Raw genomic sequence first — 22,913 nt, forward strand, 5'->3', positions numbered from 1 at the left:
ATCGCTCCGTCACCGGAACTGCGCGGCTCACAGGACAATCTGCTCTCGGCGCCATCCGCGACCTCGTCGACGGCACCTTCGTCGTCGCCTGAGCACCACAACACTCACCAACCAGGTGAGCAGTTACGGCTGAGGAGCAACGGAACAGAAAACCGGCTATCCCATTGCGGATGACGATGCCCGATCGGGAGCAGCGGTGCATGTGCCGGGATTGTATCCTTCGTCAGCTGGAGCCGTGATTTTCACTGGCGAGGATGCGGCGCGCGGCGATGTAGCCGACCGCCGCTGCCGGGATTGCCACCAGTAACGCAAGCAGGTTGATCGCAATGAAGGCGATCCCGCCCCCCGTCTGACCATATCGGTCGGAGCCGCTTGGTCGACCGGACAGGATCCAAGCAACGACCAGCCCAACCGCCAGGACCAACATCGGACCCGCGAAGCATGAGACCGTCACGAAGCGGCGTGGCGCCCAGTCTGGATAAAGCTGCCGCACCGCCTGTGCGCCGCGATAGGCAAGCAGCAGGTAAAGCAGCAGCATGACCGGCAGGCCGAGCGCGAACAGGATCGTCATGCGGCCCGCGCCCGCTTGCCCAAGATCGGCTCCGGTCTCAAAGTGGTTGAAGCTGATCGTGCCGCAAGGTCAGCAGCTGCGCGGAAATATCGTAGGCGTCGCTTGCGACGATCTGCGCAGCGATATCCGCCAGTTCCGCGACCGCCGGGGCATTGGCCGATCCGCAGACCAATAGCTGATCGCGGCTGGGGATGGCGAAGACGGGGTCGCCCCCCAGTCCCAATCGCTCGACCCACTGGGCCGCAATCAGGATCAGGCTGGCGTCGAAAAAACCATCGAGCTCGATCCGATAGCGGCCGTCGCCGCCGACCGCTCCCAGCGCGCTTGACCGCGCCGTCAGATTGGCGATTGCGCGTGCAGCCAATCGGTCCTCGTCGCAATCATCGTCGAGATCGCTGGTCTTCACGTAGGCGATCGTATCCGGCAGATCCTGGGCGAAGACGATGATCAGGTGGGCAACGAGCGGCTTGATCACAAATTCGACTTTGCCGCCTGCCTGCGCGGTGGCCGTCGTCAGCCAGGCTCGCGACTTGATGAGCGGCATGACAAGGTCAAGGTCGACGCCCGCCTGCACTCCGGCCGTTGCCCGAGCGGAGGCAAGCTGTGCCTCCAGCACGGAATCGATAGCGTCCGGATCGCTGAGATATTGCGCATAGGCATTACCCAGGAACTGACGCATCGAGCCACCATCCGGCCAGCTTAAGCGCACATCCTCATCGACCCGTTCGGCCGTCAGGTCGGGCGCGTTAGCCGCCAGCATGGCGATGTAGTGATCGGCAAATTGTCGCCGGCTCATGACCACTGGCTGAGATGAGGCATCATCTGATCGACCGAAGAGCTTGGAAAACAGGGCCATCGTCGTATCCTTATCGGTTGTGCGACCCACCGGAGGCCTCGCGAACTTTCGGCCCCCTCCGGGGTGTTCATTCGCTCCGATGGAAGGACGAACGCCCGCGTAACCCGTTCCGTCGGGCACTTACTTGTAGATATCAGCGCTAAATGTCACGTTGCAGAGCGGCGCGGGATTCTCGCAAACGATCGAGGCTGTGTGAAAACGCGGTGATGTGGTAAGGTTCTGGTGTGATGGAGGCGCCCGTGCATGTAGAAGGGCGCAAAGCGGCGGTTAGCCCAAGCAGACGCTCCGCCGGTATCAATCTCGGCGCCGATCAGTGCTATCCTGAACAGTAGTCTCCTAACGAAGGCCGTCCTGCACGCTCCTCAGTGTCGATAGCCACGCGAGATAGTCTGCATCGTCTTCGCCGTTTTCCGCCCACGCGTCATGTGTGTCCGCCTCGGGGTCGTCGAGAATGGCTTGAATGGCATTGAGAGCATCTTGCTTCAGCGCCGCCGGTGGTGCCGCCTTTCCGGCGCACCAGTCGGCGACGTCTGGATGAACGACGATTTTGTTGTGGCCGCCGAGCGTGGCCAGCACCGCACTGGCCGCGACGACGCTATCCGTCCACCCCCTGTTCAACGTCTCCTCGATGAACGTCAGCGGACTCGACGCTTTACGTAACTCGCCAAACCAGTCCAGTGCTGCGTCATTGCCAAAGCTCTCGGTAGACCAAGTACCCACGTTCATGCTCCCATACCAATGTCCTATCTTGCCAAAGGCTTGGCAATTATAAAACGAACAACAAACAGATGATTGCCGTGCCCAGCGCAGAGGCGACCGTTCGACCTGAGCGCATCGCGCTCAGGTCGCCACGTATCGCCTCCAGCGCCGCCTTGGCCTTGAAATCGCCTGTATATCGCTTCCGCGTCATCTTCATTGCCGTCCATCCCTCACGTCCGGGATAGCTTAGCCTCCTGTCCAGATTTCCGGTACCACCTCACTTGATCCTCTGGGGAATAAGATGATGACACGCATCCAACGACTACGCTTGGCATTTTTCGTCCTCGCCTCCATGATTCCGCCGGTCGCCCATGCTCAGGAGACGGCAGTTCCCGCAGAGCAAGCTCGCGATCTTCCGGTTCTCGGCCCAAAGGCCTTTATCTCCTATTTCAAGCCCATCCCGATTCAGGGAAAGCTCTCGACTACTGCATGGGGGGCAGATCAAGTCGGACCGCGCGACCCGGCGAACGGGCTTGAAGACCCGGCAATGACCCGGTGGAATTACTGGGACGGAAAGGTTTTGAAAGGACCAGATGGCAAGTATCGGATGTTCGCAAGCCGCTGGGACCAGGCCTTGGGACATAAGGCGTGGGGCGGCTCGAAGGCTATTCTTGCGGTCAGCGAGTCGCGCCTTGGACCTTATCATGATCGCGGGTTGATCTGGCCTGACGATCAAGCGGGGCTTGGCCACAATGTGACTGCGCTGCGCCTGCCGGACGGTCGCTATGCCGTTGTGATTAGCGAAACACGGGATGGCACTGTGTTCGTGTCCCGCGCGATTGATGGGCCTTTCAAGAAGCTCGGGACGATCGCGATCGACCAGTCTCACTATCCGCTGCTGAAGACACCTGGCGATCGCGTCGACAATCCAGGCACGCCGGCACAGCGCCTGTCCAATGCGAGCGTGATCCTGCGTCCCGATGGCGCTTTTCAGATCGTGCCACGCTCTGGTCAGGTGCTGATCAGCCGCACGGGCATTCTGGGGCCATATACGGTGATGGGTGACAGCATTTATTTTGGGCTGGCCGGCATTCCTCAGCGAGATATGGGTGCGTATGAAGACCCGGTCATCTGGTATAGCGGAGGCTGGTACCACGTCATCGTCAATCATTGGCGTGAGCGCCGGGCCTATCACCTTCTTTCGCGGGATGGGATTACAGGGTGGCGCTTCCAAGGCTTGGCTTATGAGCAGGGTTCTGACTTCGTCCGCTACGCGGGCGGCACGACGAATCATTGGAACAAGCTTGAACGCCCTAGCGTCCTGATAGAGGGAACCCATGTTACAGCGATGACTTTTGCGGTGACAGACACCCTAAAGGACTCGCAAACTGGCAGCAACGGACACGGTAGCAAGGTCATCGTTGTGCCATTCGATGGCGCTGCCATGGATCGCGATCTCGCCACGGTCGACGTGCAGGAACACCGGGATTAAGCCCCGATCTAATGCACATTCGCGCGTCAGTTCAACGTCTGTATTCCACCAACTATCGCCGTTCCGGCTAGTGCCGACCTTCTAATTTTCGCGCGCGCGGCGAATTTCGGGAAGCCGCTGAAGTTCCCGCTCAACCATCCTATCGGGAAGGCCACGAGTTTCACGATCGCCGTACCGTCTGGGGAAGGTTCGGGCCGCCGCCGTTCGGAAGATGACTGAAACGATTTCAGCCGTCGTCAATGCGACGACACATGACGCCGGTAGATGCCGGTCAGCGTCACGCCCATGCCGCCGCACGGCGAGTTGGAATCGTCGGTAACGCCGTCATTGGCCAGCAGCCACCGGCCGTATCGCCGCATCTCGACGCGGCAGACGAGGGTGCGATCTGCGCCGGGCGATCCGAAGCTGGCGATCGGGACACCACCGGCCCCCGCGTGGAAGGCCATTATACCGTCAGCGCCTCCGGTGCGTACATTGTCCCTCGCCACGGCATAGGTCGCGATCACATCCGCGTGGTAGCTCCCGGTCCCAGACCGCAGGATGGTAAGGATGGCATTGCCTTTGAGCCGCGTCCATTGCCCACTCCAGTCTCCTTGGACGGCGGGTAGCGGAGCAGCGATCAGGTTTGCGCTCTCGACCCACCCCGTGGTTTGTCGATCGTCTTTGAAATACGCCACGCACGTGTAGTCCCCGCGAGCGAGGGGCGACCGTGCCACGATATCGTCCCGTATTAGATACGACCTGCTCCGACAGAGTGCCGAGGGATCGGGGCACGTGTCACCATCCAGAATGGTCGTTCGCGCGACGACGCGGGCGCTGGTGATCGAGCCGGGATCAAGCGGGAACAGGTAGCTGTCGCACGTCTGCGCTCGCGCGCTGCCGCCCGTTATCGCGACAGCAGCGGCCATGATGGTCGGCAGGATCGAGCGGTTGGGTGACACAGGGATTTTCCTTGATCTTCAAATGAGGGCCACGACCTCCTCCGCTGCTCGGCGTCATGCCCGACCGGTGGGTGTCACCCATTCCATGCCGTCCAGGCCAGTAGCGCCAAAGCCGATGCGCTGGAAGATATCAGCCTTAGCCAGACGCCCCGCCGCGACCTTGGCCGGTAGCCCAAAATTACGCGGTGGATGGCGTCGGCGAGGAACAGCAGCAGGCCGATGACAAAAAACAAGCCGGCAAAAACCAGATAGCGAAGGTGGCCAATAGAGCCGCTCAGGGCAAAGGGTGCAATCAGCAGGACGAGGATGACCAGACCGGCGACGTTGCCGACACGGTGCCATCGCTTCCACCCGGCGATGGTCGCCACCGCCGTAGCCGCGACCAGGCCCGCGACAAGCATGATGGCGATGCCTGGGTCGAGCAGGTGCCACACCCCGGCACCACCAAGCATGACCGGCACAAGGAGGCCGATAAGGATTATCAGGCCAAACTTTCGCCATTTGCCCTCGATCGGAATATTGAGCACCGGCCGCGCGGCCGATGGCCCATCCCGCAGACATGTCGTCATCCAGACCGCATCGAGGACGAGGATCGTGATCGCCGTCATCGTCGCGATCGGCCCGCCCGCACGCCACGCAAACTCATGCCATAGCGCGACCGAGGTGGGAGTCGTCATCGGATCGTGCCTCCGCAGTCGACCAGGGTTCGCTTTTTAAGCGCGGGATTGAACGGGTGCCCAACAGAGCAGCGGCGATCATCGTGCCTGCGCTGCGAACGATCAGGAACGCTACCAGCAGTGCGGGCGGCCGTCATACCCGCAGGCTTATGATGGCCATGCCGCCTGTCATATGACAGAGTATTACCTCTGTCGTGAAGGCCATGACGAAGCCGGTCAACCAATTGAGCTCGGAACGCAGCAGAAGTTGCTCGCCGCCATCGAGCATTCCGTCATTGCGCCGCTGCATCTGGCGATAGGTCAGCAGGACAAGGAGGCCGACCATCAGGATCATGGGAATCCAGCCGAACAGCGCGTCGTCCAGACTGCCTGCCGTGGCGCTCCCATAACTGTGACGGCCGATGAAGAATGCGAATCGAACCTGATTGCCGAAAGGCAGGAACAACGCCGTCAGTCCGAGCATCGCGGCGAGGGTCATCGCTGCATGGCGGATGCGCAATCGCATCGGCCAGGCAATCAGGGGCGGAGGCTCCGTCGCTTCCGATCCGTATTGGGGTTGTTCTCCGGGCGACAGGGTTCCCAAAGCCCGGCGGCGATCAAGATGCCAACTCCAGCGGTACATGCCTCGCTGGAACAACGGGAAGGCCACGACCAGGACCACGACCGAAACTTCGTTCAGTGCCGCCGCGACCCCGTAGTTGCTTGCGGTCCCGTGCAGAAAAATGACGCCCACGATGGCCGCCATCAGTACCGGCGTGAACAGGAACACGGCAAGGAACAGCACTAGCCATGGCCGCCACCATCGTGCTCGCATCCAGCGGCCGAACCCTGCGAACCGGCCTTCAGGCCCCGGCGGAGGCAGGACAGACGACTCCGATTTACTTTCGCCGACGGGCCTCATCGGTTCGGAGACAGCTTTCGGTACAGCAAGCCGCCAGCGACCGCCAGAACGCCTCCCAATCCGATCAGAAACATCGCCAGCCCGTTCGACCCGACCTCGCTATTGTTCGCGGCACTGATCGACCGGGCTGCCGCGTTGGCGTCGGTAGCGGTCATGGCGGTCGCGAACGCGGTATCGGTGCAGCGGGCGCTCATGTCAGCATCTGCGCCACGCGACTTCATCTCCGCCTGACACCGTGCAACCAGGGAGGCATCTGCTTGCGGCGCGCGCCCACCGATCTTCATGAAAATGCCGGTTCCCAGCAGGAGGAGGCCTATAACGATAAGGATGAGCGCTTTGTTCCTCACTGCTTGCACCTCGGTTTCGGCATTGTAATTTGATTCTGACTATCCGCGCCAAAGGTTGCAATGCCTGATACATTCCCGAATCTCGACCCTTTGCGAGACAGCGCTGGCCGTCTCAATTGCCGTTCGTTTTCGGGAAGCCAACTGGATCCGCGTCGACCCGGAGGGGACCTTGGCGGCAGGTTATTGTGGAAAGCGTTTCTCCTGCACGGTGACAGGTGGCACGAGTGGTTCGCCACAGTTTTGAGGAAACTCTGGGGTGGCACCACGCGGCCTTCAGACCTAATCTGATCGCGTTCGAGCATGCGTGAGCGAGCGAGGGGAAGGCAAGAATATGCGTCATCGACTTGGCACAGTCGCCGTTGCCGCCATGATCGCCTTGGCGACGGGTGCGGCTGCAAAGGGACTTGCAACCAGAGATCTGACGGGCGTCAGTCAGGCGGCTGCTGCGGCGTTGGGCTCCGGCTTCGAGGCAAAAGCGGAACCGCAGCGGGCCACCTTGTTCTGCACGGATTGTGCGGGCGCACCGGTCGTTGACATTCTGATTGGTCGTCAGGCGGATGGAACGGAGGAACGGGTTCGGTCGGGCACGACAAGCATCGCCGATCTGCAACAGATCTGTCGCGCACGCAGCCCTCGATGCACCGTCACGGCACTGGGGGTGGCGCCGGCTGTGGGTTGGGTAAGCGGGTATCTGCTGGGCGACCGTGCGGGGGCCACGGCGATCATCATCCGCGACGGCGATCTGCTGACCGTTCGCTCGCTTGCACAGGATCCCGCATCGGCCAGACAGGCGATCGATCGCTTGTTGCCGCTGATCCGAACCCGGATCATCGGACCTTGATCAGCTACCCGGCCAAAAAAATCCGCGATGCGATGAGGGGCGAGCGATCACGCCCCGGGTGCTGCCAACGAGCATGAGAAGCTTTCCCAAAAATCGATCCCAATGGGAAAGCGGTGAAGCCGTCATTGCGCTATCGTTGCCGCCTGTACAACAAGGCGTTGATACACCCTACCCCGGCCTGGGCGAGACTGGCGGCCCCACCCTTTGCGCTATCAGAAGAGATGAAAACGATGTCCATGCCGATCTTGTTGCCCGAAGGCGCACTTGATGAAGTGGACGCAACCGTCGAGAGCTTCTTCTCGCTGGTCGATGCGGCGATACCCGGCAAAGTGCGCTGGAATACCGATGGCACCGACGAGGTGGTGAACCTTTATCATGCGTTGCAGTATGAGGGTGAAGTGAACAATGGCGGCCACGATCAGTACTTCCACAACCAAAACGGCCATACCCCGGTCTATGTCTCGGCGTTGGCAGGACTGCGGCTGATCGGGGCGCTACCTTACGCAGAACTCGTGGAGGCCATGCTATCGTGGGCTGAGGATCACCCCGAGGAAACCCATGGCACTCTCGATTCGCCGGTTTCGCCGACGCTCGAACGACTGGATGAGCGCTTCTTCGAAATCAGCGAAGAGCGCCTGGTGCGAAAACTCGTGCAAGAATGGCTCCGCCGATCGCCGGAGGTGTGGGCGGTCCCGTACGACGAATTCTGGGCTACGGTGTTCCGGTATCAGGGCTTGTAAGAGCGGCGTCCCTGACCGTCTATGCGGCCTGCACATTCGACTTGACCCCCTAGGCATATGACGTGGTCGCTTCACTAGAGCCCAGCCTCTTTGGCCGCCGGTTATCGAGACGGATGCATACTTGGTGCGCAGTAATACGCTCCCAATAGCCGCCCGCCAACGCAAGCCGTGCATTGGGCGCGATCGTATAGACCACTTCACCCTGCGCGCCCCCCGATTGGGATGATCGACGCGGTACCCCCGATAATGGCGATGCAGCAATCCAGCGCGGACAAGATAAGATACCGCCCGGCTAACCCTCGTCCGGCCCGGCATTGTACGCACCACTTGTTCACCTCAGCCGTCGGTGCGTCACCGCGATCCGAACGGCATCAAACAGCAACCAAATGGTCCGTCTGCGGATCGGCCGCGTACTCAAGACCGCTGGCCGCGACGCCGCCGATACAGCGCTCACCAGCGCGTTCAGCCGGGCGCGGCGCATGCGGTCCAAGGTTTATGCCGACGAAGTGTCCAACCTCTCATCCCGCGTGTTCCCGTATCGCGTCCCGCTCGTTCCGCGCGACGGCATTGAACTCGTCGCGCCGGCCAAAGAGTCCCCCCGTCACCGGAAAAGTCTCATTTCTTCGGTGTCTCGTCCTCGTTGATATAATCGACGAATTTTCCGACCAGCGAATCCCACAGTTCGAGGTTCTTGCGGAACAGCGTGGTGGACATCTGCTGATCCTCGAAGTTGAGGTCATACTCAATCGCGGCCTCGCCCTTACCGTCGGAATAGACCCGCGCGAAGCGGTGCTTCTGGGTCCACGCATTGGCGCGCTCGGCTGACAGCTTATTCGTCCAACCGGCATAGAACTGAAGGTCGCCGCAGGTGCTGCCCTTCTCGCAGCTCATGAAGAAGATTGTGTATCTATAACCCTGCGCGCCGCTGCGGATGACCGGATCGCCGTCGCTGTCCTTGCTTAACTCGGCCTTGTATCCCGCGTCCTGCAGCGCCTTGACGACAGATTGCGGATCGGTCGATCGCACCTGTGCCTGCGAGGGTATCGGGGCCAGCAGCCCAAGGCCCATCATAACCGCCGTCTTCATGTAGTCACCCGGTACGCCATTGCAGTGGCGTGCCCCGTAGGCAACGGTGGTCGAACTGCCAAGCCTCAGCGTTGCGCCAGTGTAAGCGTCCGGCAGATTCTCAGTCGAGAAGTCCTCTCTCCGCTTGCTGCGAAAACATCAGCGTCCAGACTCTTCTCCACCAACGAAGGCGGGTGCACCATCGGATCCGCAGTATCCGGTATTGTTAGATGTCATTTTTGACATTTGGCTTCTGGCCGAATCTCAAGGTACAGAGAGCAATAAGACCTGCGAGAGGGGCGCGATGCACGGACTTGTGAACGTCGTTTTCGTTGGTGCCCTGATCTTCTACATCGTGAGGCAGATTGGCAGGCGGCGCTCCATAAATCCGGCTCCCCTGCCCGAAGCTCGATCGACCATCGCGGCGGAGCCTGCCGGTCTTTATCAGCCCCCCGCCCCAACCCAACGGAAATTGCCCGCGCCCGTACAGAGGTCGGTTCCGCCCGCCACCTCGAGTGGCGGGACCCGTTACATTTTGGACGGCCGGCACGACGGCAAACGCCACGACAGGACCAAAGACATGCTTGAAATGATGTCTGGTCCCGGCATCTGCACGCCGGTTGACCGCTAACGTTCGCTCGGAACAACCCTTTCGTCTTTGGAGGAACCCGTATGGCACTCACCCGTCAGGTTATCAGCACGCTCCGCAACGATGGCACGGATGCACTCGGCACGCGCACCGTGGCGATGAAAGTGGGGGACGCGAGCATAGTCTCGGGATCGTTACTCACCGTCGAGAGCAATCATTTCTGCGTTCTCAAGTCGCGCGGTGCGGTACTCAACGTCTACGATACCGGCCAGTACGCGCTCGAAACGCCGAACGCGCCCATCCTCGGCTCGATCGCGCAAGGGTTCTTCGGCGGTAATTCACCGTGGCAATATGAAGTCATCTACATCAACCGCTCGAAGCTGCTCGTCCGCAACGAAGGCGTCGCGACGTCCGCCGAGATGGCAGAGATGTCCTATGTCGTGGACTATTATATCCACATCGATTCCAAGGAAGAAGCGCTCGACCTCATAACCCACATGCCGTTTGCAGGCATTCAGATCGATACGGCTGAAATCGCCGAATATGCCGGACCCGCGATCGAACAGGCGATCAACCAAGTCATCCAGGTAACCAAGATGGAGCACATAAACGAGCGCATCAACGACGTGCGCGAACTGGTCAAACAGCATCTCGGGGACTTCCTTGCCGTCTACGGCATCATGCTGAACGACCTGAAGGTCCTCATCATGCCGCGGGACGAGCGGATGCGCGAGTTGATCTCGCTTCAGGCGATCGGACTCTCGCCCATCGAAGCGGTCCGGTATTACCTTGCCCTGAGGATGGCGGAGAAGGGGCTGGTCTCTGCGCCGAATGCGGCGGCAGGGTTGCCCTTCAACATCGGTGCGCCGGCGACAGGCATCATGCCACTCGGCGACGTCACAGGAACCGCGCCGCGATGAGCGGTTTTTACGACGTCGGCGCGCTCGGCCAAATCGCTGTCACCCTCTTCCACGGCTATGGTTACAATTTCTACCGGGAAGAGAACCAGCTACGCGCCGACGACCAAAAGGTACGGACGCTGGTGTGCGAATTGCTGGCCGGCGCGCACCAGGCGATATCAGCCGCCGAGGGCACGTTTCGACGAGAGCGTATCCCCGCGCCGACGCGCGATATGCCCTTTCCCCCATCCGATATTGTGGCCGATGCGAAGCGGCTGGAAGAACTCGGCAAGGCGATTGATGCGGTCGAGGGACAGGTTCGCCACGCGCCCGTTCCCGAGAACGACCGTATGACACAGCGGTATCGGGAGGAGGCGGCGACGCTGCTCGCGCTGGTCGAGCAGGACAAACTGCTGGTCGGCCGGGCGCAAATGCTGCGCACGACCGTTACTGGCAAGACGCCGGACGAAATCCTCGCGGCGCGGGAAGACATTAAGCGGGGTATCGCCGCCATCACCGAAAGTCTGGCAGCGCGTCGTCTCATGACAATCTAGTCACACAGCCGGAATCGGCTTGTCGCTCGCAATATGGATCGGCATCCTATGACGATGACGACCCCAGCAGGAGAGCCCGCCAGCCCGGTGATTTTCGCGCGCGCCATAGCTGCGGACGGTATGACCCGTCACATGGCGTGGGGTGAGGTCATCGGCTGGAGGCCGAGCCTGCCCGGTGACCTGCTTTGGGTTCACCTCGATCGCAACGCTCCTGGCGTGGGCGAGTGGTTGCGCAACGATCTGGGCCTTTCCGGCGCGACGATCGACGCGATCACCTCCAACCAAAACCGACCGCGCGCGTTCCGGGATGGAAATGCGCTCGCCACCATTTTACGCGGTGTTAACAGCAGTGACGATGGCGATGCTGACGATCTCGTCGCGTTGCAGATCTGGGCCAATGAATCCCACGTTGTCACGCTGCGCCGTCGTCGGCTGGAGGCACCCAAGGACGTCCTCGCCGAGATCGAGGCCGGCGCTGGCAACATTACCGTCGGCGATCTGGTGACGCGACTGGTGGAGCGCACGGTCTCACACATAGGCGACGTCATCATCGACATGAACGACCGGATCGACCAACTGGAAGAACGTTGCCGAGGCACCAGAGTCGATGACGTTCTGACGGCGATCTCCGATATTCGCCGCAAATGCCTGTCGCTCAAGCGCCACATGTCACCGCAGCACGATGCACTTATCCAGATCGCCCGCAATGCACCGGACTGGCTCAGCGCCGACAACCGCGAGGCTATCCGCGAGACGATTGATCAACTGCATCATTATCTGGAAGATATCGACGTCACCAAGGAAAGCGCGCTGGTGCTGCAGGACGACCTCAACAACCGGGCGGCTGCAGAGACCAACAAGACTTCCTACCTGCTCTCCATCGTTGCCGCGATCTTTCTGCCGCTGGGTTTTCTGACCGGTGTGCTCGGCATGAACGTCGGCGGGATGCCGGGACTGACCGATCCGCATGCCTTTTGGGCCACCTGCGGTTTCATGGCCGCGCTGGCGATCACGCAGTTGGTCATATTTCGAAGACTGCGCTGGCTATAGGCTGGTTCTTGCGGGCAGATCGCTCCGAAGAGTCGGTGCGCTGGCCGTGCGTGACCGACATCGGCACGCCGGACAAAGTGACCCGCGATAGCGCGCCGCCGGGTTGGGCGTGAATCGGCGCCGACGCGGAACCACATATCTGCGCGATGTAACCATTTGATACAGTTTAAGAACTCGGATATTGGCAGGGTCCCAATCGGCGCTGATTGGACCTATAGCCTTGTGCTTTTATGTTTCATTCTCAGTAACTTGGCCTAATTAGAAAGGGGCATCGCTTCGGCGCCGATCCACACCCTCAACAGCCATGACTCTCGTGTATTCACCAATCGCTGTCTCTCGGGGTCGTAAAATGGTAAGTTCCTCTCCGTTGAAGGAACTCCACAGTCGGCCGGCGACGCCGCCCCCGCCGAAAGTCTCACAAATACTACACTACATCACCCCAAGCGACCCTCCCGCGGAGCGGGTTCGTGCTCTGGTCGACAGCAGCCCGCGAATCTCGAGCTTTTTGGGTCGTCTGGCAAAGGTTCGAGTCCGACTTTTTGAGGGTGGACCTTGCATGGACCACGTCGCGTAGGCCGAAAAGAACATCGTTATATATCAACGTGATAGAAAGCAGTTTCGAGTCCTGTAAGCGCACCACAACACATTGAGAACATTGTAGAAAACCGCAGAAATCTGCGGTATATTGCCTCCTGTTGGCGCCACAAATTCTCGCTTTCCCCGCTAAGGCTCGCTCAAAATGGGCCACGAATCGGGCGGCCACGAGCAGGTCAGCAGGCGCGGCCCCATGCTCACAAGTGTGCAGATTCAAGCGCTCACCCCCCGAGCGCCCCTTCAACTATCTGGAAGACGTGGAGCAGCTATCACCGTCGCAGTCTCGTCGAGACCAAAATGCGCTGCTTTAACCGCGTGATGGGAGACGCGCTCGTTCGGGCAGCCAATTCCTTTCGGTCATGCCTTGCCAGCGGCATGTGAAGCTGCAACTGTATTGTATTACTAATACAGAAGCGGACGATGCTGACATCCCTGATCGCGGCACTCGTCGCTGCTCTACCTGCTGGCGCACCGCCACTGGACGCCATTCCGCAAACGCGGTTGGATGCAAGCCTGCGTTGCCTGTTGGGGTCTTACCGCCTTCCGGCGGGGAAATCGGTGACGATCACCGGCGTCGGCGGACAACCTCGGGGGCTGCAATACACCCTGTCCAACGGCCAGTTCGGACCGTTGCGGGAGGACGCCGACGCCACATACACGGCGGGGACGCTCACCATCCGCTTCGCGCCGTGCGGGACCGGCACCATCAGGGTAACTCAGGATAAACTCGCCGAGCACGGTATCCGCCTCGACCTCATCGAGAAGAACACGACCTTCACGAGCGACGGCATCACGCTGCATGGCAAGCTGGTCCTGCCCGCCGATGGCCGCGCGACATCGGCGGCGGTGTGGATCGAAGGCTCGAACAACGATCCCTCGACCGACGATGCCATATGGCAATATGAACTCGCCCGCCGGGGCATCGCCGTCTTCGTCTACGACAAGCGCGGGACCGGCGCCTCCGCCGGAGCGCTGTCATCCGATTTTCATGCGCGCGCGCGTGATACGGCGGCGGCGGTCAGAACCGTGCGGAGGCTTGCGCCGGGCATCCGGCAGGTCGGGGTGATCGGCGGCAGTCAGGGCGGCTGGGTCGCGCCGCTCACCGCGACCTTGGTCCGCGTTGATTTCGTCATTGCCGCATATGCGATGGCGGAAGGTCCGATCGCGCAGGATCGCGAACTGGTCGAGCAACACCTCCGGCAGGCGGGGTTCGACGACGCCGCAGTGGCTGCGGCCGGAAACCTGACCGCTATCACCGAACGGATCGTGCGTTCGAACATGCGAGACGGTTTTGCGGAGCTTGACGCTTTCAAAGCGAAACATGCCGATGCGCCGTGGCTCAAGGCGATCCAGCCACGCTCGTACACGGGATTGTTCCTGAAACTTTCCACCGCCGAAATCCGGTCTGCCGGGCCGACGCTCGCCCAGGGTCTGACGTTCGATTATGAGCCGGAGCCGGTCATCGCGACGATCAAGCCGCGCCAGCTCTGGCTGCTCGGCGGCAGCGATCGTCAGGCGCCGAACGCCGCCACGCAAGCGATCCTTCGCCGCCTGCGGCTCCGGCGTCCGGGCATCGCCGTCGTGGTGTTTCCCAAAGCCGACCACGGATTGATCGAACGGACCAAAGCCGCCGAGGGTATGGCGACGGCCTATGCCGCGCAGTCATTCGAGGTGGCTGCGGACTGGATCAACAACCGGAAGCTTCCGATGATCGGCACATTCATCGTCATGCCAGCACCCTAATGCGCGGGCCGACACATTCCCGCTTCAGCCGAGCGCCAGCCGAGCGCCGAGCGCCGCGACCAGCGCCAGCGGCATCGCCACCGCGCCGATCTTGAGGAAAGCGAGGAACCCGACGTCCTCGCCCTCGCGCCGGATCGCCTGAAGCCACAGGATCGTCGCGAGCGATCCGGTCACCGACAGATTGGGGCCGAGATCGACGCCGATCAGCAAGGCATCCGTAACGAGGCGCGAGGGATGCGCCTGCGCCACCGCCGTGCTGGCGATCAGCCCGGCCGGCAGGTTGTTCATCAGGTTCGAGACGAACGCCAGGATCGTGCCCGATGCCGCCGCGACCCCGCGCGGATCTCCTGTGGCACTGCGCAGCGCATCGGCGACCAGCCCGATCACGCCGGTACGATCGAGCGCCTCGACCAGCACGAACAGCCCGGCGACCAAAGGCAACACGCCCCATGATACGCCCCGCACGAGGATCATCGGCGATCGGCGGGCGAGCGCCGACACGCCCGCCGCCGTAGCGATGCCGGCAAGCGCGGTGGGCAGGCCGAGCGGCCGGTCGAGCGCGGAGATCGTGACGAGCAGCGCCGCCGCCAGCAGGATGCCGATCGCGGCCACTTTCCCGCCGGTCGACAGCGCCGGCCGCGCCACGTCGCTCTCGCAGTCGCCGGTGAGCCGCTTGCGCTCGACCAGACGCAGCACCACGAACGTCACCGCGATCGACGCGAGCGACGGCAGCGCGAACGATCGCATCCATTGCCCGAGCGGCGGCATGTGCCCGCCATAGAGGACGAGGTTGGCAGGGTTGGAGATCGGCAGCACGAAGCTCGCGGCGTTGGCGATCAGCGCACAGGCGAACAGCAAAGGCAGCGGGTCCGCCTTCGCCTTTCTGGCGGCGGCGAACACGGCGGGGGTCAGCACCACCGCCGTCGCATCGTTCGACATGAAGGTCGTGACGATGATGCCGGTCGCATAGACCAAAGCGAACAGCCGCGCGCGAGAGCGCCCGGCATGGTTGACCGCCGTCGCCGCCACCCAGTCGAACACGCCATGTTCGCGCGCGGCTTCGCTCAAAAGCATCATGCCGATCAGGAACAGATAGACGTCGAGGCCTTTGGCGATGGCGGCACCGGCGGCGGCGAGCGGCATCAGCCCGAGCAGGATCAGCAGCAGCGCGCCCGCCACGGCCCAGATCCACTCGGGCCAGCGCATCGGGCGACCGATCACGCCGGCGGTGGAAAGCCCGGCGACCACCCAGGTGACGTATGTTCCTACCATCCGCCACCGCCGCCGTTCATTTCTGGAACACTCATCGCGTCGTGTCCGCGCGCGTGCCCGAGCAGGCAGGCCGCAGCGTGCCCGCGAAACCCAGCCACAAGGCCAGACTTACGAACGCGAAGCTGCCAAGGACGAAGAACGCGACGTGATAGCCGAGAAGCTGCGCGAGCCATCCGCCGATCGCGGGCGACAGGCTCGCGCCCAGGCCCTGCACGGTCATCACCGCGCCCTGCCCCACGTTCACCCGGCCCGTACCGTCGAGCAGACAGGCGACGAGGCCGGGCACGGCGACGCTTTGCAGGCCAGCGCCGATCCCGTCGAGCGCCTGAACCGGCCACACGCCCCAATGTTCGATGAACGATCCCGCGAGGAACCCGCGCAGCGGCAGCGCCGCGAACGAGATCAACAGCACCAGCCAATAGCCGCGCCCGGCGGCGACCTTCATCGCGACGAGGCTGGCGACGATCATCACCGCCTGCGCGACCACCACCGTCGTCGCGGTGAACATCGCCGCATTGCCCTTGCCCGCGCCGACCACCGCCATGCCGTACAGCGGCAGCATCGCGCCATTGCCAAGATGAAAGCAGGCGAGCGCGGCGGCGAGGATCAGCATCGGTTTGTGCTGGAGCAGGGCCTTGAAGCCTTCGGCTTGCCCGCCCTCCGCATCGTCGCCGTCCTGCGCCTTTTCCAGCCCGCGCGCCGCGCGGTGATCGATTGCGCGTTCGGGGATCGACAGCACGGTGATGATCGCGAGCACGCCGAAAACCGCCGCAAGGTAGAAGATCGCCGGCATCCCGTATTTCCAGCCGAGCCAGCCGGACAATCCCGCGCCGACCATGTTGCCGGCGTGGTTCCACGCCTGGTTGCGGCCGTTCTGCGCGTTGAAACCCTTCTGGCGGACCACACCCAGCGTCATGCCGGTAACGGCGGGGCCGATCGCCGCGCCGGCGATCGCGGTCGCCACCTGGCTCACCGTCACCACCGCCCAGCTATGCGACCACAGGATCAGGAACGATGCCAGCACCGTGCAGATGCCGGTGATGACGACGACCCAGCGCTTCTTCTCGGTATGATCGATGAAGGCTCCCGCCGGAACAGTCATCACCATGCCGGCGACGCCGCCGATCGTCATCACCGTGCCGATCGGTCCGGTCGCCCAGCCGCGCTGCTGGAGGAACACGCCGAGGAACGGGCCGATCCCGGCCTGCATGTCCGCCATGAAGAAATTGAGCGCCTGAAGCGCCCCGGTCGCGCGCTTCCGATCCGCATCCGCACTGCCGGAGGGCGGGGTTCGGGAAATGGCTGTCGCCGTCATGGATCTCTACCCCCTGCTGGTCAGCGCCCAACTCCGTATACGGGCGAAGTATCCGGGCCGAACTTGATCTGGATCGGTTTTTTTGGCGGTGTCCAGGATGCGACCGCCGGTCGGCACGGCGGCGGCGCACCGCCGAACGCGTAGCTATTCCCGCGACAGATGTGCGGAAACGCAGTACGGGAACGCTAACAATACAATCAGGAGCGGGTGGCATGGCGGCAAAGATCGGCTGGAGCATCGCGTTGATAGCGCTCGCATTTCCGGCTTGGGCAACGGCGCAAGCGCCGGCGCGCCCACCCCTCACGAGTGTATCGCACATCGCGGTCTATGCGAGCGACAGCGCGAAGAGCGAGCGGTTCTATGTCCACGATCTCGGCGCGGTGAAATTCGCCGATCCCGAAGATCCGGCCGGCATGCGCTATCATTTCGCGCCGACCCAGTTCGTCGAGGTGCTGCCGCTGCCGCCGGGCTATCGCGCTATCAACCGACTCGCGCATATCGCGTTCAACACGCCCGATGCGGAGGGCATGCGCGCCTATCTCGCGGCAAAGGGCATCAAGGTTCCCGCGCGGCTCACCACCGCGCCGGACGGCAGCCGCTGGTTCAGCGTGACCGATCCCGAAGGGACGCCGGTCCAGTTCATGCAGCCACCGGCCACCCTGCCCGCCGTGCCGGCCAACCCGTTGTCGAGCCATGTCATCCACGCCGGTTTCGTCATCCACAATCGCGGCAACGAAGACCGATTCTACAAGCAAATCCTCGGCTTCAAGCCCTATTGGGAAGGCGGAATGCGCGACGATCATCCGACCTGGATCTCGCTCCAGCTTCCCGACGGCCGCGACTGGATCGAATATATGGTGATCGGCACGCCCGAGACCACCGGCATCCCCGCCGACATGAGCGCGGCGAACCTCGGCGTGCTCAACCACTTCGCGCTCGGCGTGCCTGACATCCGCGTGGCGTATATCTTGTTGTGGAACGGCGAACGGCTCGACGGCCAGCAACAGGCGCCCAAGATCGGCCGCGATGCCAAGTGGCAGCTCAACCTGCTCGACCCCGACGGCACACGCGCCGAGATCATGGAGTTGCACGCCATCGGCAAGCCGTGCTGCTCGCCGTTCGTGGCGGCGGACCCCGAGAAGTGAGCATCGCGACGCGCGTCGGGCTGATCGCCCTCGCCGCCCTCGCCGCACCGGTTTCCGCGCAGGAGCACGCCGATGTGCCGGGCAGTTCGCTCCAGAACAGTCCGCCGGGTGCGCCGATCGCGCCCGACTGGGCCTATCCACAATCGACCACGCACACTCAGGTCGGCCCGCCGCCCGGCTTCCACCGCGACAGTCGGGTCGAGAGCACACCGATCGGCGTGTTCGAAGCGCAAGCCGATGTCGGCGCAGCGGTCGCGCCGGGCACCGCCAGCTTCGCCAACGACACCTACACGATCCGCTCGGCCGGTTACAACGTCTGGTACACGCGCGACGAGTTCCGCTTCCTTTTTAAAAAGATGTCAGGCGATGTCTCGATGGCGGCGGACATAGCCTATCCGTCGGGCGGGTTCGGCGACCACAAGGCGCTGCTGGTGATCCGGCAGTCGCTGGCGGACGATGCCAAGGAGGCATTCGTCGCGCTGCACGGCGACGGCATGATCCACCTCGCGCAGCGACCCGAGCCGGGCAAGCGGATCAGCGACATGGAATATCGCATCGGCAGCCGCGGCGGATTGCCCGGCGGCAAGTCCCCCGACAGCCTGGTGACGCTCCACGCCAAGCGCATCGGCATCGAGAAGAAGGGCGACCAGTTCACGCTCTGGGTCAGCGAGCGAGGCGAACCGATGCACCAATATGGCGCGCCGATCACGCTCCACGTCGATGCGCCCTTCTACGTCGGGATCGGCTTTGCGTCGCACCTTCCGAGCGTCGCCGAGACCGCGACGCTGTCGAACCTCGTGCTGGAGAGCCGCGCCGGGCGTGTGCGCTAACGCGCGGTCGCCCGACCGTCGGATCGCCTACGCGGGGTAGCTTCGGTGTGGAGCACATGATCCAGCGCGCGTAGCGTTGCCGCGCGCAACGGCGGCGCGCGCTTCGACCCCGAAGAGCGCAACCAGAGCGCCATGCGTCCGCTTGCATACGGCGCCCATTGCGGCAGTCCAACGCGGTTCGGGTTACCCGTCCGGGCGAAGGTGATCCAGTATCGCTGCATCAATCCGGCAAACGCGGTGTCCGTCGCCGGCCACCGCCGAGCTGGATCGTGGTTTCCCCAGACATAGTTGAGTTCGTCGGAATGCACCGCGCCGTCGCTTCGCGCCCCGTCCACGCCGGGCGGAGGATTGTCGAACTGGTACACGAACACCGGGGCGTCCCCCTTGGCCGTGCGCGCCTCGGCGATGCTCCAGCCACGCCAGCCGAAATCGGTGTCGCTCATCATATCCAGTGCGGCGCGCGTAGCCGTCGCATCGCTGCTCGCCGGATAGAGCCGCAACAGGTCCGGCGCGATCACCGGAAACGTCTGGCGGACGTCTGCGGCATATCCGGCGAGCGTCGCATGATCGAGGAAGCGCGCCGCTTCATTGCTGTTCCAGCCGAGCAGGACCGGCACGCCGGCATCGCGCCCGGTCCGATAGGCGGCGGTGATGTCCAGCGGCACGACCGTGCCGTCGCGGATCGGCGCGGTGACGATGCGCGGCGCGGCCGCCGCGACCAGCGCCGCCGCCGGCATCGCGCGAAGCTGCGCGATCGTGCCCGCGTGAAGCCGCTGCGCATAGGCCGTGCCGGCATCTTCGGCCTGCTTCAGTCCTGCCTCGCCCTCCGCCCCGGGCAAGCCCAGCGCCGTGCCGCTTTCGAAAATCGCCTTCTGGAACAGGCCGCGCGCCAATGGCGAGACCGTCACCAGCATCGCCGATCCACCGCCAGCCGACTGGCCCGCTATCGTCACATTGGCCGGATCGCCGCCGAACTTGGCGATGTTCGCACGCGCCCAGCGGAGCGCCGCGATCTGATCGAGCAGCCCGTAATTGCCCGAAGTGCCGAGCGGCGACTCCTTGCTCAGGGCCGGATGCGCGAGATAGCCGAGCACGCCGAGCCGATAGTTGATGGTGACGATCACCGCGCCCAGCCGCGCCAGCGTGGTGCCCTCATAGGTCCGCTGCGAGCCAGCCCCAGCGGTGTATCCGCCGCCGTGAAACCACACCAGCACCGGCAGGCGGCCACCGGCCGTCACGCGCGGCGTCCACACGTTCAACGTCAGACAATCCTCGCTCGTGCGATCGAGATCATGCCCGGCCCACGTCACCTGCGCCTGTGGGCACACCGCGCCGAACGCGGTCGCCGATCGCACCCCTTTCCAGGCTTGCGCCGGTCGCGGCGCGCGCCAGCGCAGGTCGTTGACCGGCGGCGCGGCATAGGGAATCGCCTTGAACGCGGACACGCCCCGCGCCGTGTCGCCCTCCAGCCGGCCTTGCGCGGTGTTCACGGTCGGCCCCGCCCATCCCGCAGCCCCGACGAGACCGATCAGCAGGGTAAGAAAGCGCGCCTTCATAGATCGACCTCTCGGTTCGGCAGCATGCGGCACCCACACGTCTGTCCTTACGGGCGAATTTGCCTGAGCGGTGGCGTTCACGCCACAGATTTCGGGCCTTGGCGCGATGCCACGGGGAGGCCCATCGGCAGACGTTGCCATCGCCCGCAACCTCGTCGATGATGGGGCATGGCGCCATCCTCCCCTCCCGACCTCGCCCGCGAAGCGCGGATCGCATCCGATCCGCGCTATGTCGCGCTGGTGCGCGATCGGCAGCGCTTCTCTTGGATGCTGACCGCGATCACCGTGATCGTCTACACCAGCTTCATCTCGCTGATCGCGTTCGACAAGCCGTTGATGGCGCAGCCGATCGCCGGCGGGACGACCAGCATCGCGGTCGTGCTCGGCGCGGCGATGCTGGTCGGCACGGTCGCGATCTGCGCGGTGTACGTCTGGCGCGCCAACGGCAGCTACGACGCGCGCCTCGCCGCCCTGCTGGAAAGCATCGCGTGATGGCGCGCCTGACACGCTCCGCACTGCTGCTGGCGCTGCTCGGCTGGGCCACCTGCGCGGACGCGGCAATCTCGGGCGCGGTGGTGGCGCGATCGACCAACTGGACCGCGATCCTGATGTTCCTCGGCTTCGTCGGGATCACGCTCTGGGTCACCGCCGCCGCCGCGCGGCGCACGCGCACCATATCCGATTTCTACACCGGCGGCGGCATCACCGGCTTCCAGAACGGGCTGGCGATGGCGGGCGATTATTGCTCGGCGGCGTCGTTCCTCGGCATCACGTCGCAGATCTTCAACGACGGCTTCGACGGGCTGATCTACGCGATCGGCTTCCTCGTCGGCTGGCCGATCGTGCTGTTCCTCGTCGCCGAAAAGCTCCGCAACCTCGGCCGCTTCACCTTCGCCGATGTCGCCTCATACCGCTTCCTGCAAGGGCCGGTGCGCAGCTTCTCGGCGGTGAGCACCTTGCTCGTCGTATCCTTCTACCTGATCGCGCAGATGGTCGGCGCGGGGCAGTTGATCCAGTTGCTGTTCGGCTTGCCCTATCTCTACGCGATCATCGTCGTCGGCGGGCTGATGATGGTCTACGTGCTGTTCGGCGGCATGCGCGCGACCTCCTGGGTGCAGATCATCAAGGCGGTGATGCTGCTGTGCGGCGCGTCGTTCCTCGTCTTCGGCGTGATGTCGCACGTCGGCTTTTCGTTCGAGACGCTGTTCGCGCGTGCCGTAGCAGTGAAGACGAAACTGGCGCTCGAAACCGGGCTGTCGCCTGCCGATGCCGCCGCGAAGGGCCGCGCGATCATGGGGCCGGGCGGGTTCATCAAAGACCCGATCTCGGCGCTGTCGTTCGGCTTCGCGCTGATGCTCGGCACGGCCGGTCTGCCGCACATCCTGATGCGCTTCTTCACCGTTCCCGACGCCCGCGAGGCACGCAAATCGATCCTGTGGGCGACGGTGTGGATCGGCTATTTCTACGCGCTGACCTTCATCCTCGGCTTCGGCGCAATCGTGCTGATCTCGTTCAACCCGGCCTATGTCGATGGCGCGGGCGCGCTGCTCGGCGGCAACAACATGGCGGTGATGCACCTCGCCCATGCGATCGGCGGCAATGTGTTCCTCGGCTTCATCTCGGCGGTGGCGTTCGCGACGATCCTCGCGGTCGTCGCCGGGCTGACACTCTCCGCCGCCTCGGCGATCTCGCACGACATCTATGCCAGCGTGATCCGCAAGGGCGATGCCGAGCCGGCCAAGGAACTGCGCGTGTCGCGGATTACCACCGTGCTGCTCGGCATCGCCGCAATCATCCTCGGCGTGGTGTTCCAGAAGCAGAACGTCGCGTTCATGGTCAGCCTCGCCTTCGCGCTCGCCGCATCGGGCAATTTCCCGGTGCTGGTGATGTCGCTGCTGTGGAAGGGCTGCACCACCAAAGGCGCGGCGTGGGGCGGCGCGATCGGCCTGCTAAGCGCGTTCGGGCTGACTGTGGTGTCGCCGGTAATCTGGGTCGCGGTGTTCGGGTTCGAGCACGCGATCTTCCCGTACAGCTCACCCGCGCTCTTCTCGGTGCCGGCCGGTTTCTTCGCGATCTGGCTGATCTCGGTCCTCGATCGGTCGCCGCGTGCCGCGATCGATCGCGCGGCCTATCCCGCGCAGCGGCTGCGTTCGGAAACGGGGATCGACGTTCACGGACCGGCGGCACACTGAGCGCGGTCCATCACGGACCCTGCAAGCCTCCCGCGAGTTGTTGC

The 22,913-nt window shown here is 63.4% G+C and carries 23 protein-coding genes and 2 pseudogenes; 12 read left to right on the top strand and 13 right to left on the bottom strand.

Annotated elements, in window-relative coordinates:
* Window positions 1–223: 223 nt before the first annotated feature.
* The 4 genes from EWE75_RS09475 to EWE75_RS24970 all read right to left on the bottom strand — a co-directional run bounded on the left by EWE75_RS09475 (window position 224) and on the right by EWE75_RS24970 (window position 2,343).
* Window positions 224–571 (bottom strand): hypothetical protein, encoded by a 348-nt coding sequence (locus tag EWE75_RS09475; RefSeq protein WP_130156784.1) that lies wholly within the window; start codon window positions 569–571, stop codon window positions 224–226.
* Between the two features lie 37 nt (window positions 572–608).
* On the bottom strand, window positions 609–1,427 hold the full coding sequence (locus EWE75_RS09480) for a DUF1444 domain-containing protein (protein WP_130156786.1): 819 nt from the start codon (window positions 1,425–1,427) through the stop codon (window positions 609–611).
* Between the two features lie 336 nt (window positions 1,428–1,763).
* Window positions 1,764–2,153, bottom strand: coding sequence for a DUF4259 domain-containing protein (locus tag EWE75_RS09485; RefSeq protein ID WP_130156788.1), 390 nt, complete (start codon window positions 2,151–2,153; stop codon window positions 1,764–1,766).
* Window positions 2,154–2,193: 40 nt separating this feature from the next.
* The gene (locus tag EWE75_RS24970) at window positions 2,194–2,343 is read right to left on the bottom strand and encodes a hypothetical protein (protein WP_165388323.1); all 150 of its coding nucleotides are present in this window, start codon (window positions 2,341–2,343) and stop codon (window positions 2,194–2,196) included.
* An 87-nt stretch (window positions 2,344–2,430) separates the two neighbouring features.
* Between EWE75_RS24970 and EWE75_RS09490 the strand changes: the two genes are divergently transcribed.
* Window positions 2,431–3,618 (top strand): glycoside hydrolase family protein, encoded by a 1,188-nt coding sequence (locus EWE75_RS09490; protein WP_165388324.1) that lies wholly within the window; start codon window positions 2,431–2,433, stop codon window positions 3,616–3,618.
* 236 nt (window positions 3,619–3,854) lie between these two features.
* Here the strand turns inward: EWE75_RS09490 and EWE75_RS09495 are convergent, their stop codons facing one another.
* The 4 genes from EWE75_RS09495 to EWE75_RS09510 all read right to left on the bottom strand — a co-directional run bounded on the left by EWE75_RS09495 (window position 3,855) and on the right by EWE75_RS09510 (window position 6,484).
* Window positions 3,855–4,559: a hypothetical protein gene (locus tag EWE75_RS09495; protein WP_130156792.1), complete on the bottom strand. Its 705-nt coding sequence runs from the start codon at window positions 4,557–4,559 to the stop codon at window positions 3,855–3,857.
* A gap of 74 nt (window positions 4,560–4,633) precedes the next feature.
* Entirely contained in the window at window positions 4,634–5,236 is a 603-nt protein-coding gene (locus EWE75_RS09500; RefSeq protein ID WP_130156794.1) for a hypothetical protein, read from the bottom strand.
* Between the two features lie 133 nt (window positions 5,237–5,369).
* Window positions 5,370–6,020, bottom strand: coding sequence for a hypothetical protein (locus EWE75_RS09505; RefSeq protein WP_130156796.1), 651 nt, complete (start codon window positions 6,018–6,020; stop codon window positions 5,370–5,372).
* Between the two features lie 113 nt (window positions 6,021–6,133).
* Window positions 6,134–6,484 carry a hypothetical protein gene (locus tag EWE75_RS09510; protein ID WP_130156798.1) on the bottom strand — a complete coding sequence of 117 codons (351 nt, stop codon included), beginning with the start codon at window positions 6,482–6,484 and terminating at the stop codon, window positions 6,134–6,136.
* A 331-nt stretch (window positions 6,485–6,815) separates the two neighbouring features.
* On the opposite strand from EWE75_RS09510, the gene EWE75_RS09515 reads away from it, so the two are divergent.
* Both EWE75_RS09515 and EWE75_RS09520 read left to right on the top strand, forming a co-directional pair.
* Complete coding sequence (locus EWE75_RS09515) at window positions 6,816–7,325, top strand: hypothetical protein (RefSeq protein WP_130156800.1); 510 nt, start codon at window positions 6,816–6,818, stop codon at window positions 7,323–7,325.
* A gap of 230 nt (window positions 7,326–7,555) precedes the next feature.
* Window positions 7,556–8,065 (top strand): DMP19 family protein, encoded by a 510-nt coding sequence (locus EWE75_RS09520; RefSeq protein ID WP_165388325.1) that lies wholly within the window; start codon window positions 7,556–7,558, stop codon window positions 8,063–8,065.
* A 49-nt stretch (window positions 8,066–8,114) separates the two neighbouring features.
* Here EWE75_RS09520 and EWE75_RS25515 read toward each other — a convergent pair.
* Both EWE75_RS25515 and EWE75_RS09530 read right to left on the bottom strand, forming a co-directional pair.
* Window positions 8,115–8,374: pseudogene (locus EWE75_RS25515) on the bottom strand (hypothetical protein); the annotation flags it as partial.
* A 306-nt stretch (window positions 8,375–8,680) separates the two neighbouring features.
* On the bottom strand, window positions 8,681–9,133 hold the full coding sequence (locus tag EWE75_RS09530; protein WP_165388326.1) for a YbjN domain-containing protein: 453 nt from the start codon (window positions 9,131–9,133) through the stop codon (window positions 8,681–8,683).
* A 669-nt stretch (window positions 9,134–9,802) separates the two neighbouring features.
* Here EWE75_RS09530 and EWE75_RS09535 point away from each other — a divergent pair.
* The 5 genes and pseudogenes from EWE75_RS09535 (at window position 9,803) to EWE75_RS09550 (ending at window position 14,559) form a co-directional block, all read left to right on the top strand.
* Complete coding sequence (locus EWE75_RS09535) at window positions 9,803–10,639, top strand: SPFH domain-containing protein (protein ID WP_130156806.1); 837 nt, start codon at window positions 9,803–9,805, stop codon at window positions 10,637–10,639.
* Complete coding sequence (locus EWE75_RS09540) at window positions 10,636–11,172, top strand: hypothetical protein (protein WP_130156808.1); 537 nt, start codon at window positions 10,636–10,638, stop codon at window positions 11,170–11,172. Before EWE75_RS09535 ends, EWE75_RS09540 begins: the two co-directional genes overlap by 4 nt.
* 48 nt (window positions 11,173–11,220) lie before the next feature.
* Entirely contained in the window at window positions 11,221–12,222 is a 1,002-nt protein-coding gene (locus tag EWE75_RS09545; protein ID WP_165388327.1) for a zinc transporter ZntB, read from the top strand.
* An 837-nt stretch (window positions 12,223–13,059) separates the two neighbouring features.
* Window positions 13,060–13,176, top strand: a pseudogene (locus EWE75_RS26240) (IS5/IS1182 family transposase); the annotation flags it as partial.
* A gap of 60 nt (window positions 13,177–13,236) precedes the next feature.
* On the top strand, window positions 13,237–14,559 hold the full coding sequence (locus EWE75_RS09550; RefSeq protein ID WP_130156812.1) for an alpha/beta hydrolase: 1,323 nt from the start codon (window positions 13,237–13,239) through the stop codon (window positions 14,557–14,559).
* Window positions 14,560–14,583: 24 nt separating this feature from the next.
* On the opposite strand, the gene EWE75_RS09555 is transcribed toward EWE75_RS09550, so the two are convergent.
* On the bottom strand, window positions 14,584–15,831 hold the full coding sequence (locus tag EWE75_RS09555; RefSeq protein WP_130156814.1) for an arsenic transporter: 1,248 nt from the start codon (window positions 15,829–15,831) through the stop codon (window positions 14,584–14,586).
* A 31-nt stretch (window positions 15,832–15,862) separates the two neighbouring features.
* Entirely contained in the window at window positions 15,863–17,146 is a 1,284-nt protein-coding gene (locus EWE75_RS09560; protein WP_130156816.1) for an MFS transporter, read from the bottom strand.
* 212 nt (window positions 17,147–17,358) lie between these two features.
* On the opposite strand from EWE75_RS09560, the gene EWE75_RS09565 reads away from it, so the two are divergent.
* Window positions 17,359–18,291 (top strand): VOC family protein, encoded by a 933-nt coding sequence (locus EWE75_RS09565; RefSeq protein WP_130156818.1) that lies wholly within the window; start codon window positions 17,359–17,361, stop codon window positions 18,289–18,291.
* Window positions 18,288–19,121: a hypothetical protein gene (locus EWE75_RS25295; protein WP_206364733.1), complete on the top strand. Its 834-nt coding sequence runs from the start codon at window positions 18,288–18,290 to the stop codon at window positions 19,119–19,121. The genes EWE75_RS09565 and EWE75_RS25295 overlap by 4 nt, the downstream gene beginning before the upstream one ends.
* On the opposite strand, the gene EWE75_RS09575 is transcribed toward EWE75_RS25295, so the two are convergent.
* Window positions 19,118–20,677 (bottom strand): carboxylesterase/lipase family protein, encoded by a 1,560-nt coding sequence (locus EWE75_RS09575; protein WP_165388328.1) that lies wholly within the window; start codon window positions 20,675–20,677, stop codon window positions 19,118–19,120. The genes EWE75_RS25295 and EWE75_RS09575 overlap by 4 nt on opposite strands.
* 168 nt (window positions 20,678–20,845) lie before the next feature.
* Here EWE75_RS09575 and EWE75_RS09580 point away from each other — a divergent pair, with 168 nt between their 5' ends.
* Window positions 20,846–21,169 carry a DUF485 domain-containing protein gene (locus EWE75_RS09580; RefSeq protein ID WP_130156822.1) on the top strand — a complete coding sequence of 108 codons (324 nt, stop codon included), beginning with the start codon at window positions 20,846–20,848 and terminating at the stop codon, window positions 21,167–21,169.
* Complete coding sequence (locus tag EWE75_RS09585; protein WP_130156824.1) at window positions 21,169–22,869, top strand: cation acetate symporter; 1,701 nt, start codon at window positions 21,169–21,171, stop codon at window positions 22,867–22,869. Before EWE75_RS09580 ends, EWE75_RS09585 begins: the two co-directional genes overlap by 1 nt.
* Window positions 22,870–22,913 lie beyond the last annotated feature (44 nt).

The sequence above is a fragment of the Sphingomonas populi genome (assembly GCF_004208535.1).
Classification (GTDB): Bacteria; Pseudomonadota; Alphaproteobacteria; order Sphingomonadales; family Sphingomonadaceae; genus Sphingomonas; species Sphingomonas populi.

Excerpts from the sequence above, each read along its gene's own strand:
- EWE75_RS09480 (WP_130156786.1), bottom strand. The coding sequence starts at position 1,427 with ATGGCCCTGTTTTCCAAGCTCTTCGGTCGATCAGATGATGCCTCATCT.
- EWE75_RS09565 (WP_130156818.1), top strand. The coding sequence starts at position 17,359 with ATGGCGGCAAAGATCGGCTGGAGCATCGCGTTGATAGCGCTCGCATTT.
- EWE75_RS09545 (WP_165388327.1), top strand. The coding sequence starts at position 11,221 with ATGACGATGACGACCCCAGCAGGAGAGCCCGCCAGCCCGGTGATTTTC.
- EWE75_RS24970 (WP_165388323.1), bottom strand. The coding sequence starts at position 2,343 with ATGAAGATGACGCGGAAGCGATATACAGGCGATTTCAAGGCCAAGGCG.
- EWE75_RS09530 (WP_165388326.1), bottom strand. The coding sequence starts at position 9,133 with ATGGGCCTTGGGCTGCTGGCCCCGATACCCTCGCAGGCACAGGTGCGA.
- EWE75_RS09555 (WP_130156814.1), bottom strand. The coding sequence starts at position 15,831 with ATGGTAGGAACATACGTCACCTGGGTGGTCGCCGGGCTTTCCACCGCC.
- EWE75_RS09520 (WP_165388325.1), top strand. The coding sequence starts at position 7,556 with ATGTCCATGCCGATCTTGTTGCCCGAAGGCGCACTTGATGAAGTGGAC.
- EWE75_RS09515 (WP_130156800.1), top strand. The coding sequence starts at position 6,816 with ATGCGTCATCGACTTGGCACAGTCGCCGTTGCCGCCATGATCGCCTTG.
- EWE75_RS09540 (WP_130156808.1), top strand. The coding sequence starts at position 10,636 with ATGAGCGGTTTTTACGACGTCGGCGCGCTCGGCCAAATCGCTGTCACC.
- EWE75_RS09535 (WP_130156806.1), top strand. The coding sequence starts at position 9,803 with ATGGCACTCACCCGTCAGGTTATCAGCACGCTCCGCAACGATGGCACG.
- EWE75_RS09585 (WP_130156824.1), top strand. The coding sequence starts at position 21,169 with ATGGCGCGCCTGACACGCTCCGCACTGCTGCTGGCGCTGCTCGGCTGG.
- EWE75_RS09490 (WP_165388324.1), top strand. The coding sequence starts at position 2,431 with ATGACACGCATCCAACGACTACGCTTGGCATTTTTCGTCCTCGCCTCC.
- EWE75_RS09560 (WP_130156816.1), bottom strand. The coding sequence starts at position 17,146 with ATGACGGCGACAGCCATTTCCCGAACCCCGCCCTCCGGCAGTGCGGAT.
- EWE75_RS09550 (WP_130156812.1), top strand. The coding sequence starts at position 13,237 with ATGCTGACATCCCTGATCGCGGCACTCGTCGCTGCTCTACCTGCTGGC.
- EWE75_RS09485 (WP_130156788.1), bottom strand. The coding sequence starts at position 2,153 with ATGAACGTGGGTACTTGGTCTACCGAGAGCTTTGGCAATGACGCAGCA.
- EWE75_RS09575 (WP_165388328.1), bottom strand. The coding sequence starts at position 20,677 with ATGAAGGCGCGCTTTCTTACCCTGCTGATCGGTCTCGTCGGGGCTGCG.
- EWE75_RS09580 (WP_130156822.1), top strand. The coding sequence starts at position 20,846 with ATGGCGCCATCCTCCCCTCCCGACCTCGCCCGCGAAGCGCGGATCGCA.
- EWE75_RS09475 (WP_130156784.1), bottom strand. The coding sequence starts at position 571 with ATGACGATCCTGTTCGCGCTCGGCCTGCCGGTCATGCTGCTGCTTTAC.
- EWE75_RS09500 (WP_130156794.1), bottom strand. The coding sequence starts at position 5,236 with ATGACGACTCCCACCTCGGTCGCGCTATGGCATGAGTTTGCGTGGCGT.